The sequence below is a fragment of the Paenibacillus cineris genome, assembly GCF_018333335.1.
In the GTDB taxonomy this organism is placed as follows: domain Bacteria; phylum Bacillota; class Bacilli; order Paenibacillales; family Paenibacillaceae; genus Paenibacillus_AQ; species Paenibacillus_AQ favisporus.
Genome location: NZ_BORU01000001.1, coordinates 3,031,227 through 3,045,908, shown reverse-complemented (window position 1 = coordinate 3,045,908; position 14,682 = coordinate 3,031,227). Strand labels below are relative to the sequence as shown.

The 14,682-nt window shown below is 49.0% G+C and carries 9 protein-coding genes and 1 pseudogene; 7 read left to right on the top strand and 3 right to left on the bottom strand.

What is annotated here, in order from left to right:
- Positions 1 to 12 precede the first annotated feature (12 nt).
- The 4 genes from KI379_RS14180 (at position 13) to KI379_RS14165 (ending at position 8,617) form a co-directional block, all read left to right on the top strand.
- The gene (locus KI379_RS14180; RefSeq protein WP_076164973.1) at positions 13 to 1,743 is read left to right on the top strand and encodes a sensor histidine kinase; all 1,731 of its coding nucleotides are present in this window, start codon (positions 13 to 15) and stop codon (positions 1,741 to 1,743) included.
- A gap of 12 nt (positions 1,744 to 1,755) precedes the next feature.
- Complete coding sequence (locus tag KI379_RS14175; RefSeq protein WP_212983957.1) at positions 1,756 to 3,438, top strand: response regulator; 1,683 nt, start codon at positions 1,756 to 1,758, stop codon at positions 3,436 to 3,438.
- 100 nt (positions 3,439 to 3,538) lie between these two features.
- Positions 3,539 to 4,813 (top strand): Gfo/Idh/MocA family protein, encoded by a 1,275-nt coding sequence (locus tag KI379_RS14170; RefSeq protein WP_212983956.1) that lies wholly within the window; start codon positions 3,539 to 3,541, stop codon positions 4,811 to 4,813.
- A 282-nt stretch (positions 4,814 to 5,095) separates the two neighbouring features.
- Positions 5,096 to 8,617 (top strand): discoidin domain-containing protein, encoded by a 3,522-nt coding sequence (locus KI379_RS14165; RefSeq protein WP_212983955.1) that lies wholly within the window; start codon positions 5,096 to 5,098, stop codon positions 8,615 to 8,617.
- A 122-nt stretch (positions 8,618 to 8,739) separates the two neighbouring features.
- Here KI379_RS14165 and KI379_RS14160 read toward each other — a convergent pair whose 3' ends face one another.
- Both KI379_RS14160 and KI379_RS14155 read right to left on the bottom strand, forming a co-directional pair.
- Positions 8,740 to 9,555, bottom strand: coding sequence for an alpha/beta fold hydrolase (locus tag KI379_RS14160; protein WP_212983954.1), 816 nt, complete (start codon positions 9,553 to 9,555; stop codon positions 8,740 to 8,742).
- Between the two features lie 221 nt (positions 9,556 to 9,776).
- Positions 9,777 to 10,358: a DUF6241 domain-containing protein gene (locus KI379_RS14155; RefSeq protein WP_212983953.1), complete on the bottom strand. Its 582-nt coding sequence runs from the start codon at positions 10,356 to 10,358 to the stop codon at positions 9,777 to 9,779.
- A gap of 289 nt (positions 10,359 to 10,647) precedes the next feature.
- Here KI379_RS14155 and KI379_RS14150 point away from each other — a divergent pair, with 289 nt between their 5' ends.
- The 3 genes and pseudogenes from KI379_RS14150 to KI379_RS14140 form a co-directional block, all read left to right on the top strand.
- On the top strand, positions 10,648 to 11,127 hold the full coding sequence (locus tag KI379_RS14150) for a GyrI-like domain-containing protein (RefSeq protein WP_212984732.1): 480 nt from the start codon (positions 10,648 to 10,650) through the stop codon (positions 11,125 to 11,127).
- Positions 11,128 to 11,161: 34 nt separating this feature from the next.
- Complete coding sequence (locus KI379_RS14145; RefSeq protein ID WP_076164992.1) at positions 11,162 to 11,584, top strand: DoxX family protein; 423 nt, start codon at positions 11,162 to 11,164, stop codon at positions 11,582 to 11,584.
- Positions 11,585 to 11,719: 135 nt separating this feature from the next.
- Positions 11,720 to 11,947 (top strand): annotated as a pseudogene (locus KI379_RS14140) (effector binding domain-containing protein); the annotation flags it as partial.
- A gap of 136 nt (positions 11,948 to 12,083) precedes the next feature.
- Here the strand turns inward: KI379_RS14140 and KI379_RS14135 are convergent.
- Positions 12,084 to 14,363, bottom strand: a complete 2,280-nt coding sequence (locus KI379_RS14135) for a penicillin-binding transpeptidase domain-containing protein (protein ID WP_212983952.1) — start codon at positions 14,361 to 14,363, stop codon at positions 12,084 to 12,086.
- Between the last annotated feature and the right edge of the window lie 319 nt (positions 14,364 to 14,682).

Here is a 14,682-nt window from a genome sequence, read left to right as displayed (position 1 = left end):
GGAGAACAAACGATGAAAAGTATATTCTTTTTACAGGATTCCTCTATATTCAAAAAAATAATGGCCGCCTTTTTGGCGGCCTTGCTGCCGCTTATGGCTATTACCTGGATGATGAATGAGCAAGGGGCCGATCATATCCGCAGTGAAATATCCGATTCGATTTTGAATACGACACGGTTTTATCTAGACTCTCTGGATCAGGAAGCAGACCGGATCAGCCGATATTTACCCAACTACGTCATGGACAGGGACTTAATGGAAGTGGCTGCGACAGGTGAGCAGATGAACTTCTATGAGCGGTCTTATAAAATATTGGATATTCAGCACCGCTTGGATTTAATGAAAAATTCCAGTCCGTTTATTCGTGAGTCGAAGGCGTACATTCCGCAGATCGATCGCACGGTGCTGAGCAACAGCTATGAAACCAAGCTGAATGCGGAAGAATATGAAGCGATGCAGCCAGACAAGAAGCTGTATACGGGGCCTTTTATTTATTGGCAGGACCGGTTGTTTATTACGATGCAGTACCCTGCAGGCAAAAAAGACCCGCTCTATGTGGTAGGCGTAGAGCTCTCAACCGGCAAAATTAAAGAGACCTTAGCGCAAATCGGCAATAGCAGGGGAGGACAGACCGTATTGTTTAATCTGGAGCGCGATTGGGAAATCAATAGCGGCCCCGACCTTGAATTGCATGATCTGATGAAGCAGCTGGCTTTTGAGAAGCAGGCAGCGAACGTGGATGAAGGGTATGATACGATCCATTATAAAAGTAAGCGATTTCTAACTGTATTCAAATATTCCAGTCTCTGGAATTGTTACATGGTAACGAGCATTCCGGAAGAGATGATTCTCGGTTCGCTGCAGGTATATAAAGCTTTATTTTGGTGGGCCTGCGTGCTTGCCGTTATTATTGTATTTTTCTTTACCTACTTTTTAATCCGGTTAATCTACCGTCCATTGATCAAGCTGGTGCGTTCTTTCCGCCGCATGCAGCAAAACGAGCTGGAGCCGATCCTGATCGACCGCAGGAAGGATGAGTTCGGCTATTTATACCAGGCTTTTAACGATACGGTGAAATCTTTGAAAACACTGATTGAGGAAAATTATGAGCAGCAAATTCGCACGCAGCGTTCGGAGCTGAAAAGATTGCAATCGCAAATTAATCCTCATTTTTTATATAACTGCTTTTTCGTGCTTTGCCGTTTGATTAAATCCGATACCCAGAAGGAAAAAGCCTACCAGTTTTGTTTATACATCGGGCAATATTTTCAGTTTATTACTCGCCATAATGATGACGACATTCCGCTGGAGATGGAGCTTGAGCATTCCCGCACTTATGTGGAGATGCAGTCGATCTGTTACGGGGATCGAATACAAGTGCTGTTTGACGTCGATGCCCAGCCGATTGAAGTGCCCCGATTGATTTTGCAGCCTATTATTGAGAATGCTTATAAGTACGCGCTCGGCAATATGCTGGGCACGGGTGAGTTATGGGTGCACAGCAAGCTGCGAAATGATGCTTTGTACATATATGTAGAAGATAACGGCGAGTTCATTACGGACGAGGAGATCGAAGCGCTAGGCAAGAAGCTGCGTTATTCAACAAACCAGATGGAGGAGACAACCGGCCTGTTTAATGTTCATCGCAGAATTCAGCTTCGTTATGGAGAAGAGTTTGGGATTACCGTATCGCGCTCTGAGCTTGGCGGGCTTCAAGCTATTATTAAACTGAGCATGAGCTAAGGAGGAATCGCCATGTACAGGCTTCTAATCGTAGATGATCTGCCGATTATCGTTGATGGTCTTCTGGAGTTGTTCGAGAAGACGGACCATTTGGAGCTTGAAGTCATGAAAGCCTATTCAGGCGATGAGGCATTGGAGGTACTATCTCATCACCGAATGGATATTGTGATTTCGGATATTAAGATGTCTGGCATAGAGGGTATTGAGCTGCTGCAGGAAATAAAATCGCAGTGGCCGAAGTGCAAAGTTATTTTATTGACAGGGTACAATGATTTTCACTATGCGAAGAGCGCCCTAACGTTTGGGGCTTTTGATTATTTGCTGAAAGTGGAAAGCGACGAGAAGATTATTCATACCGTTAAACGGGCGATAGAGGAAATTGAAGAGGAACAGGATCAGGCGCAAATGATCATGCGGGCCCAGTCCAAAATGAGAAAAGCGCTGCCCTCCTTGCAGAAGGAATATATTTGGGGCTTATTTCAAGGCAAGATGATGACAGAGCAGCAGCTTCGGGACGCTTTTGCGGAAATGGACATTCCGCTCGACGCATCGCTGCCGGTCTATTTGCTGATTGGCCGGATCGATGCCTGGAAGGAAATATTCACGGCGCCGGACAAGGCTTTGCTCGCTTACGCTCTTCAAAATATCGCCGATGAGTATTTATCCGCCCATTTGCGCTGCTCCTCCGTCGTATTTGACATGAACAAAATGGTATGGATCTTTCAGCCCAAAGCCAGTCCGGAGCTAACGGCAGATACCGGTACGATGGAATGGACCCGGGCATATCGCTATGTGAGCGGCAATTTGGAGGCAATCCAGGCTACCAGCAAAAAGCTGCTGAGTCTCTCCGTATCTTTTCTCATTGGCAGCGAGGCCGTTCCATGGAATCGGCTGTCGGATCGTTTTCATGCGATGAAATACGGTCTTATGCAAGGCCGTGGCTTGTTCCATGAAATCATTATGACCGATCAAGATATTCAGAAGTCCGAAGAAAAAGAGAGGGCAAAAAGCTATCATGACGGCATGTTCCACGCTCGAGTACAGCTGCTGATGAGCTGTCTGGAAAATAATCACCGGGAGCAGTTCAATAAACTGTTTGTTGAATTGACAGACAGCTGGAAAGATCCGGATACTCCGGATGGTCGAAAGGTTGAGCTGTACCATTCACTATCTGCGGTATTTCTGGCGCATTTGCACAAAAATAAAGAGATGCGAGATTACATCAATACCCAGATGAATTTGGATTTGCTGTTCCGCCAGGAGAAAACCGCTTCATGGACGGAGCTCATTCCTTACTATTGGCAAATTGCGGACTGCTATTTTGAATGGAATGCGATCAGGGGAACAGAGCTGCCCGCAGAGGTCGTCAATAAAGTGCATCGCTATATAGAGGAGCATATTGCGGATGATATATCCCTTACCGCGCTTGGAGATTATGTCAGTTTGAATCCATCCTATTTATCAAGGCTTTACAAGCAGATCACGGGCATTGGACTTTCTACATACGTAAATGATTACCGCAATGTCATGGCAAAGGACATGCTGCTCAATACATCCATGAAGGTTAATGAAATTGCCGCCAAGCTCGGCTACAATTCAGCGCTTGCTTTTATCCGCTTCTTTAAGAAGCAAAATGATATGACACCTCAGGATTTTCGTACGGCCCGTGCCGAAACGATGCAGCAAGGTCAATAAATGTATATGGGATGTAATCAATGATCTCTTTTGATGCGCGGGGTCACCCCTTACAATGAAATCATGATCGATGCCATTGTATAGGCAAGGGGGAAGAACATTGAAAGCATTAACGGCTGTACTATTAGGCGCAGGCAGCAGAGGAAGATACATCTATGGACCATATGCGGAAAAATTCCCGAATGAGCTGAAGTTTGTTGCAGTTGCCGAGCCGGATGATGAACGCAGACAACATTTTGCCGAGACTCATCAAATCGCTGAAGAGCATGTTTATCATTCATGGGAACAAGCATTCGAGCAGGGGAAAATAGCCGACGTAATGATCATCTGCACGCTTGATCGGATGCATTATATACCCGCATTGAAAGCGCTGGAGCTTGGCTACCATGTCATGCTGGAGAAACCGATGTCACCGAATGTGCGGGAATGCATCGAACTGGAGCAAGCTTCCCTTAAGCATAAGCGTTTGCTGGCGGTCACGCATGTACTTCGTTATTCCCCGTTCTGGTCGGGCATCAAGAAATGCATCGAGGATGGGGAGCTGGGGGCAATCGGCACCATTCAGCTGACAGAGAACGTAGGCTATCACCATATGATTCATAGCTACGTACGCGGCAACTGGCGCAATTCCGAGGAAACAAGCCCGATGATTTTGGCTAAATCCTGCCATGACCTGGACCTCATTTCCTGGCTGATGGATGAGCCGTGCACAGCGGTCAGCTCCTTTGGCTCATTGCTTCATTTTAAAGCCGAGAACGCGCCGGAGGGGGCAGCCGACCGCTGCATCGATGGCTGCGAGGGAGAGAGGGAATGTGCCTTTTCAGCGATTAAAATGTATTTGGAGCAGCCTGCCGATCATTGGGCGCGCTATATGACGCACGATTTATCACAGGAAGGCATTATCCGGGCCCTTAAAGAAGGACCGTTCGGCCGCTGCGTTTATCGCTGCGATAACAATGTTGTCGACCATCAGGTCGTCAATATGGAATTTGCCAGCGGTGCCAACGCTAGCTTTATTATGTCAGGATTAACCAAGAGCGCTACACGCCGTGTGCAGATTATGGGCACGCAGGGTGAGATCATTGGCGATATGGATAAAGGCTCATTTACGCTGTACCGCTATACGACGGGAGAAGAGGTTGAAATTAAATGCAGCGTTCAGGGAGACGGACACGGCGGAGGGGATGAGCGCATGGTGAGTTCCTTCCTCCAAAATGTTCATAAGTTTGATCGCAACATGACCCAAGGCCTTACATCGGCTACAGCTTCCTTGCAAAGCCATTTGATGGCCTTCGCTTCCGAACGATCTCGTCTGCAGCAGGGCAGAAGCATCAAGCTGACAGAGATGTATCAGAAGGAAGAAGCGGGCGTTTGATTGTTGAAATCTGTGAGACGATGTAGGAAAGCCTAATATTCAACAGAATCACTCGCTGCGAAGTAATCATGGCGGACATCCGCGGCGTCCGGGCTTGGGAAGTGTGTGCCCCGGATGCTGCGTAAGTTCGCGAGTAAAGAAGGAAATGGGAACGAGAATTTTGTTTTTTTGAAAGCGGTTTCAATAAAAGGCATGTTCCGAACTCCGTGAAAGGGGGGATCCATTCGTTTGACGAGATAATATAAGGCTTTCCATCAAACCAAATCATGCATGGAGGGACCAATGAAGAAAACAAAAATAAAAGCCCTTTCAGTACTGCTAGCTGCTGCCGTTATGCTTACTCCTGTCGTTCAACCGACAGCCGCGCTCGCCATACCCGAAGCTCAGGACATCATGCATGCTTCAGCTGTCGGGCCAAATGATCTGCCGCCTCAACTGCAAGAAGAAAATGGCGATAAGCCCCCAAATGTCACCGATGCCGTTTACGGCGAGGATCCCGGTACGCCCCCACAGGTGCCCCAAGAGGATGAAGCCGCTAGTCTGATGGCTGCATCCTCCACATTCAGCGGAACCAATTTGGCTCTGAATAAACCGGTTTTCGCTTCCGGCAACGAAGTGGACTATTTGAATCCGGAGCTTGCCGTGGACGGGAAAGGAAACACCAGATGGTCTTCCGCAATAGAAGATGACCAGTGGTTTTACGTTGATCTTGGCGAACCGCAGGATATCGACCGCGTCGTCATTCGCTGGCAAACCCCTGCCGACACTTACAAAATCCTCGTGTCAGTTGACGGTGAGAACTGGGAGAACGTCAGGGATAATGACGGCATTATTCAATGCAAAGGCGGCGTCGAAAGTATCGACTTCTCTGTGCGAGAGGCAAGGTACGTAAAATTCCAGGGTGTTAAACGGGCGCCTGTCGAAGGTACGCTGTACGGATACTCTTTTTATGAGTTCGAAGTGTACCAATTACATGATTTGCAAACGCTCATCGACAATGTCTCTGCGTCATTGAAAGTCCAGCCTGGACAAACGAAACTCGATTGGTCGGATGTGGACGTGCCCGAGGGTTATCAAGTCAGTCTGTATGGAAGCGACCGCCAGCCTGTTATCGACCAGGACGGTCAAATCCGTACACCGCTGGTGGATGCCAAAGTCAATCTCATCGTACAAGTGGAAGATGAGAAGGACCCGAACCGGAAGCTGATTTCGGGGAATATTCCCATCGTGGTGCCGGGACTGCATAAGCAAACTCCGGACCGGAACGCCGAACCGGACGTCATTCCGTCCCTGCAGGAATGGTACGGGGATACCGGCGAGTTTAGGTTGAAAAACTCTTCGCGTATCGTCGTGAATCCACAAGACGAATCCGCTTTGCGGAATGCGGCCGAGCTGACCCGCCGGGATTTGCTGGATTTGACCGGGGATGATCTCAAGATTGTGGCCGGCAAACCGAAAGCCGGTGATTTGTACTTGTCCATCGATCCATCCCTGACAAGGCTCGGCGAAGAAGGCAACCGGTTCAAGGTCGGCGATTACGTTTCGATCGCTTCCGTGTCCGCCAAAGGAGCGTTTTACGGTACGAGAACCGCGCTGCAAATCATCAAGCAGCATCCGGACCGGACGATTCCGAGAGGCGAAGCCATGGATTATCCGAAATACGCCCAGCGCGGATTGATGATCGATGTCGCGCGCAAGTTTTATACGATCGATTTTCTCCGAAATTACGTGAAATTGTTGTCCTGGTACAAAATGAACACATTCCAAATCCATTTGAACGATGACGTCGGTACACCGTTTGCGGACGGCACGACGGCCGCCTTCCGTCTCGAAAGCACCACCTATCCAGGGCTGGCAAGTCCGAACGGCCATTATACGAAGCAGGAATTTAAGGATTTGCAGCTGCTGGGCATGGAATACGGCATAAACATCATTCCGGAAATCGATACGCCGGGACATTCCCGAGCATTCACTTCCTACAATCCGGCGCTTGGAAATGACCGGGGGCTCGATATTACCAAACCGGAAACCGTTCAGTTCGTCAAATCTTTATGGGATGAATATGTGGAAGGAAATGATCCGACGTTCATCGGTCCGGACGTCAACATCGGTACAGACGAATACGGCGGAAATACCGAAGTGTTCCGCGGTTATATGGATACGATGATCAAGCATATCAACAGCAAAGGCAAACATCCGCATTTGTGGGGCGAACTTACACAACATAACGGCACGACGCCGATCAGCACCGACGCTACCATGAACATATGGCATGAACCTTATGGTTCTCCGCAGCAGGCAGTGGATCTCGGCTATGACGTCATCAACACCCAAAACGTATTCCTGTACATCGTCCCTACTCTATACGGCGACTATTTGAATTCCCAATTCATCTACAATGAGTGGGAGCCGGTGAAGTGGGAAACGACGACACTTCCTTACGGCCACCCGCGCGTCAAAGGCGGTATGTTCTGCTTATGGAATGACGTGTCCGAAGCCAACGGCCTGTCGATGGACGATTCGCATGAACGTTTGCTTCCGGGAATTCAAGCAGTTTCGGAAAAAATGTGGACCGGAACGAGGGATGACCGATCCTACGAGAAATTCGAGCAGCGGGCGAAGGCAATCGCCGATGCGCCAAACGCCGACATGTCCCACAAAATCACCGTAAGCAACAATGATAACAAAGTCATTTCGTATCTTTTTGAGAACAAATTCAAGGACGAATCCGGAAACCGCTTTGACGGCAAGGGCGTGAACGTCAATATAACGGAAGGAAAATACGGCAATGGTGTTCGACTGAATGGCGGGAAGAGCTACATTCAAACGCCGATCGATGCCTTAGGTTTCGGCTGGACGGTTTCGATGTGGATCAAACCTGACAAAAACAACCCCGATAACGCTGTATTGATGGAATCTCCGGCCGGAACGCTAAAATTGAAACAAGGCAGCAGCGGCAAGCTTGGTTTCACAAAGGAGCATTACGACAGTACGTTTAACTACTCGGTTCCGGAAGGCAATTGGACGCATATCACGCTGAAGGGCGACAAAAAAGGCGTGACACTGTTCGTTAATTTAGACGAATACGTGGAAAGGCTGGAGGAACAATATCCGAAATTAAATACGCTTGTGCTGCCGACGCTGCGGATCGGAAGCGAAACGAATGCGTTTCAGGGCGTATTGGATAACGTCATGATCTACAATAAACCGATCGAGCTGCTGAGCGGCGATAATTTGGCGCTCCATCAGGCCGCGGAGTCGTCCGAACTCGAATTCCCGTATTACTCTTCTGACAAGGCGGTTGACGGGGATATGTCTCCACTGTCCAGATGGTCGAGTGCATACGTGGATGACGCGTGGTTTATCGTCGATCTGGGCAAGCCAAAAGACGTCGGCAAGGTCATCATCAAGTGGCAAGGAGCCTACGCCGAAAAATACCAGCTGCTCGTATCTACGGACAAAACGAATTGGACGAATGTGTCCGGCGGTGACGGAGTGATCACCTCTAAGGGCAATCTTCTGGATATCATTACGTTCGATCAGCAGCAGGCGCGTTACGTCAAATTCCAGGGTGTGAAACGTGCCACCGTATTCGGAAACTCCTTCTTTGAATTCGAGGTGTACGGACCCGATCATATTCAGGAGTATAAGCAGCTGATTGCGCAGGTGGAAGATCTTCTGAAGAAAATGGACGACGGAACGCTGCGTAAACTGCTGCTGCAGGTGCTGAATCGTTATCCGTACGACGCGACAGCCGACCTGGGGCCGCTGCGAGATTTGGTGAACGGCATGCACTCCAAATGATTTTATAGAGTTCTTTGTGAGGGATGAGATACCTTCTTTGACCAACTTGTGCATCATCAGGGAAACGAAAAAACGACAACCGGCATAAAGGCTGTCGTTTTTTCGATTTGCCTATCGTGCTGCTATTGCGGTACCCGCAGCGGGGCGAGCCGTGCATTCCCGACGAACTCCTGCACGACCTCATTAAACTTGTCGCGTTCGTCGTAGAATGAGCCGTGGCCGCTGTACATGAACGGCACAAGCTGCGAATGGGGGATTAACCGCTGCATCTCCTCCGCCTGGCTGAATGGAATGACCTGGTCGTGAATGCCATGAACGATCAGCGTTGGAACCTGGATGTGTGACAGGTCGGCGGTTAAATCAAAGTCCCGCAGCATGACGATGATCGCGGCCGTCGACCACCCGGCAGCCTGCATGCCCATCTGAACAAACCAGTCCGCGAATGGCTTGCTGATGTACCGGAAGAAGAAAATGTCGGTCACGCCGCGCATCATGTTTGCCCGGTCGTTTAACGACTGCTTCAGCAGCTGCGCTGCCGTCTCTTTGGTGAAACCGCGCGGCGCGGCCGCGTCGATCAGTACGAGTTTGGATACGCCGCCGCCATTGTACCGCACGACGTATTTGATCGCGATCGCTCCACCGGTCGAATGCCCGGCGAGCACGAAGTCTTTCAGCTGCAGCGCATCAACGACGGCGCGAATATCGTCCGCAAGTCGTTCTAAATGATATCCACCGTAGGGTCGGTCCGACTTGCCGAAGCCACGCCAGTCGATGCCGATGCAGCGGTAACCCATGCCCGGCAGCACGTTGAACTGATATTCGAACTGGTCATGATTAAGCGGCCAGCCATGAAGAAACACGATTGTTTTGCTTCCTGCGGGGTTGATGTCCTCCACATAGAGTTGTACCCCCGGCTCAACTGTCACATAGTATCCCACTGTCCATGCCTCCGTAAATCAAAATCCTTTCCCGATAGGATACGCGCCCAGCGCCCAAACGTGAATACCCTGTCGTGGTATAGCCGCATGTCGGAAGCATGGCAGAACCGTGCGGTGTATTTTTCGTTCCACTAATGGCTGGATAGACCAATAGCGAGAAGTGGCTGCCTTGCAGGAGACAGCCTTTTTTATGGGCAAAAAAAGGAGCCGCTGAGGGCTCCTTATTCATTATGAAATGTATTCTTGATGAATTCCTGTTCCTCTTTCTCCGTAAGAACGCCTTTCGCTTTCCCGATCGACCCATTTTCGATCATCCAAAAAAAGTTGTGATCCTCATCGACGGTTGAAAAGTCGCCGGCCTCCCATTTCTTCGCGATATCGAGCATCCTTGCGTAATTGATCCAACTCGTCCCCTTGACTTGAATGATCTGTTCCAGCAGCTGCACCCGTTCCGGCGTCATTTCGATTGAGATCCACTTTTCCTTGGCCTTTACCTTTTGATGGGTCATATGGTGCATGATGTTGACGACGTCACTCTCTGCAACAACGATCTCGGGCTTTAAAGCGTCCTTCAGCAGTAGATCAACTTTGTCATTGTCATCTGTGCGAAGGTTCCCAAGGTCGGTTCGGGTTTGCCCAGGTTTCGGAGAAGGTGCAGGAGTCAGATTCTCGGCTTGTTTACGATCATCCGGGTCACTCACTAGAGCATCTATGAAGTGTTTGACAAAAAGGCCAGTTCCAACAATGACGGCAATGGCTGCCACGACAACAACCGTGATAACCCATTTCTTTTTAGTGGACATTTCAAGATTCTCCCGTTAAGTTTGTGTACTTCGTACATAAATACACTATAGATTTCGGACTATATCCCGTCAATAGCCTGGGAACTTAGAAAAGAAGCTGATGATGTAGCTCTTAAAGTCAATGGAGAGCGCTGTAAGAACGCAGATTTGTTGGGTCAGGCAGGTCAGAATTGTGGATTTCGTTATCGGGCTCTCTAAACAGTATCATATTATGACATGATTCATCGTTATGATTAACCCATCAAGAAAAACAAATGATTTGATCAAATCAAAAAAAGGAGCTGGGATGATGGCAGCATTTATTCTTGAGGAGAAAGACCGCTTAATCGTGGTAGGGATTGGAACGGAACTGAAGAGCGAGTACACGGACTATGCGGGCATGAACAAGGAGAAGGAAAACTTCCGGCGAACCGTGGAGCAGGATGGAAGGCTTGACACTTTAAAGGCTGTCGCTGCGAACGACTACATCTTCGCTGTAAACGAACTGGTAAACGGCAAGCGGATGTATTATGTCGGTGTCATGACAGAAGCATCGTTATCGGAAGAACACAGAGAGATCCAATTCCCTAAAGGACCATACCTCGTCATCAAAGGCGAAGGGAAAACGGCAGACGATTTAAGTCGTACGCTTACCGGCATTGCCTTTGGTCAAATCTTACCCGAAGCCGAAAACTTCGCGTATGTCGGCGGGCCCAACGCCACGGTCGAGATGGGGCACCATGACAACCTTGTACATGGGGAAATGTGGATCCCGGTTGTGAAGAAGTAAATAAAACAAAAATAAAACCTTAGGAGGAATGGAAATGAATACGATTACCAGTAATGAAAAAATAACGAAGGTTGAATCCCGTCGGATCGGAAAGACGGCCGCTTATTGGACTGTCACCATCATTCTCGCATTCTCTATTGCATTAAGCGGGATCGGGCAATTGATGCGATTGGGTGGCAATGTCGATTTAGTGACTCATATTGGTTTCCCGTTATATATTACTTACATTCTCGGTACTTGGAAATTGCTTGGAATCCTTGCGATCGTCATACCAGGCTTCCCCCGTCTTAAGGAATGGGCTTATAGCGGTATCTTTTTTCTAATGACAGGTGCGGCCTTGTCTCATGTGTTCGCTCATGATTATGGGGTTGGTGGATTCAATGTAATTCTTCCGCTTTTCTATGCCGCGCTTGGCATGGCCTCCTGGGCGCTGCGTCCGAAAAGCCGCAGACTCTAATAAAGGCGTGACATGACGCAACCCCATTTATGATCCGATAGACTTCCCCTGCCTAATATTAGGTAGGGGAGCTGCGGGAGAGGACAATTGGTTTTCCTCTAAACAGTATCATGTTTTGACATGATTTATGGTTATGATAAATCAAGATTGATCCAATTCCCAAAGGGACAATACCTCGTCGTTAAAGGCGAAGGGAAGTCGGCTGATGAGTTGAGTAATACGCTTACTGGGATTGCCTTTGGTCAAGTTCTGCCAGCAGCCGAACATTACGCTTATGTTGGCGGACCCAATGCAACGGTTGAGATGGGGCAGCGAGACGGATTTGTATATGGGGAAATGTGGATTCCGGTTGTCGAGAAGTAAGGAGATTAGCAAGAGGTATAAAGAGCTTACTTATAACGCTAAAAAACCCCGTTTCTATGTAAAGAAGCGGGGTTAGTTTATTTTTCATTTCTATAAATAATCTCACTAAAAGGTTGAGTAATATCTGTACCGCCTATCAGTTATCGCCAGCTTCTTTACCGGCCTTGCCAGCGGCCAAATCGTCCGCTGACGTATCTTCCGAAATGGAACCATCCTCCGTGGAGGAGGATGAAGCATCCTGCGATACCTCTTCATCCTTGACCGGCTTCAGCGTCAGCTGGACGGAACGCTTACCATTCTTGTCCGTGACGAGCTGTTCGCTGACGTATCCTTCGCCTTGGACGGTAACCGAGCATTTCAGCAAGGTCAAAATATCCAGCGCATCGCGCAGCGATTCGCCTTTTAGGTCCGGCACCGTCATTTTATCTGTCTCCTCCGTGAGCAGATAGATACGCTGACCTGGGCTCATCGGCGTTCCCCCTGCCGGGAACTGCCGGATGACCGAGGCACCATTGCCAATGGACTCAAAATCGACACCGGCGTTCAGCAGCTTTTGTTTGGCGTCCTTCACCGTCAGCTTCGTCAGCGTCGGAGCCGCAGGACGTTCCACCGTCGTTTTGCCATCGGAAGTTTTTTTGGTGTTTGACTTCGGCACACCCATGTAAGGCAGGGCCTGAGACACGATTTTCTTAAAGATCGGCGCCGCCACCACGCCCCCGCCGACATCCGGATCATTCGGCTGGTCCACAATGACAATAAGGGCGATTTTCGGATCGTTCACTGGCGCGAAGCCGATAAAGGAGACGACGGATTTCGAATAATCCGGTAATTTGTCGGGACCGTATTTAACTGCGGTACCTGTTTTACCAGCGACGCGGTAACCTTCAATATATGCGTGTTTTCCGGTACCGATCGCCCGGTCTGCCACAACCTGCTCCAGATAGCTGCTCGTTTCCTTGGCGGCTTCGGGGGAAATAACCTGCCGGACGACCTCGGTATTGGTGGATTTGATAACTTTACCATTATCCGGATCTGTGATTTCTTTAATGATATGAGGTTTTAAAAGCTTTCCACCGTTTGCCACCGCGCTGATCGCCGCCAGCTGTTGAATCGGCGTCACGGACACACCGTGGCCGTAAGAGGCAGTTGCCACTTCGACCGGACCCGGAAGGTTGATCGTTTTGGATATTTCGCCGGGAAGTTCAATTTCTGTCTTCTGGCCGAAACCGAAGTCGTTGATATATTTCAGCAGCCGGTCTTTCCCGAGCATTTCCGAGCCCAGCTTGACGAAGGCGACGTTACTTGAGCGTTTCACGCCCTCCAGGTACGTGATCTGCCCCCAACCCGAGCGGACAATGTCATGAAGGGGCGTATGAGTCCCTTTGACGTAGATTTGTCCGGACTGGTAGAAGGCGTTCGGGTTAAACAGTTTCTCCTGCACCGCACCGGCGAGTGTCACGATCTTAAACGTGGAGCCCGGCTCGTACGTAGCCTTCACGGCATAGTTGAAAAAGTCCTTCTGATCCGTCGATGGGTCCCAATACGTATTCGGGTTGAACGTCGGCAGGTTCGCCATCCCGAGAATTTCCATCGTTTTCGGATCCGCTGCAATGACCGTCATGCTGATCGGCTTGTACTGCTCATACGTTTCTTTCATCGCATCTTCGATATAATACTGGATCGTATCGTCGATCGTCAGCTTTACATTTTTACCATTAACAGCCGGCTTGTACACCATATTTGCTTGGGGAAGCTGGTCTCCATGCCGGTCGCTTTCGTATTTCATTTCTCCGGGGGTACTTTTGAGGTAATCATCTATGGATGCCTCAAGACCGGCGACAGCCATACCGTCCCGGTCGGTATAACCCAAAATATGAGCCGCAAGTGTTCCCTTCGGATAATACCGCTTCTGCTCCTTAAGCAAGCCCAGCCCGGTCTCCATACCTTTTTTTTCTTTCTCAAGCTGGTCCATTAACTCTTTGTTGAAATCAGCGATCTGAGCCTTTTTCGTTTCGTTAATTTTCCACCCTTCATTCCTGACTTCACGGTTTTTATGGTATTTGCCTTTTTCGTCCTTGGCTGTTACAAGTGCCTTAAGCTCGCTTTCATCCTTGCCCAAAATGCTGTGCAGTCCCTCGACAATCTCGTCCTCCAGCCCGTTTTCGTGGATGACAGCGGGATTGACGATGACTGTATAAGCTGGCACATCGGATGCAAGAACGTCGCCGTTCCTGTCCGTGATCATGCCGCGGGTTGCCGGAATCGGGACCTTTTTCGTCCACTGGAATACCGCCCGCTCGTGCCAGTCCTGTCCTTTGACAACCTGCAGCGTAAATACCCGAATCAACAGAACAACAAAGAGAAGGGTAATAAATCCTCCTATGAGCAGCGCGCGAAGCTTTATTCTTTTAATCATACTCAGCCCTCACAAGTTCTGTACCCCCAATGTAAATGTTAAATTTCTCTCCGTGTTTCTTACGAATATCCTTTTGTGCCTTCCACGTCTGGCTTTTGAAATTGCTTTCAGTACGGTTTAATTTCGTCATCATATCACCCCAGGACAATTTTAATAGAAAAACCCCTAATTGGCTATACTTGGAAATCAAGTACTATCAAAGGCGCACGGAGATACAAAGGAAAACTGCCTCCAGGTATGAAGGGATGTAATAGCTTGTATCCGTAAGAACATCAAAGTTTTGGGAATCCTTACTAAATACATGGAGGTTATGGTATAC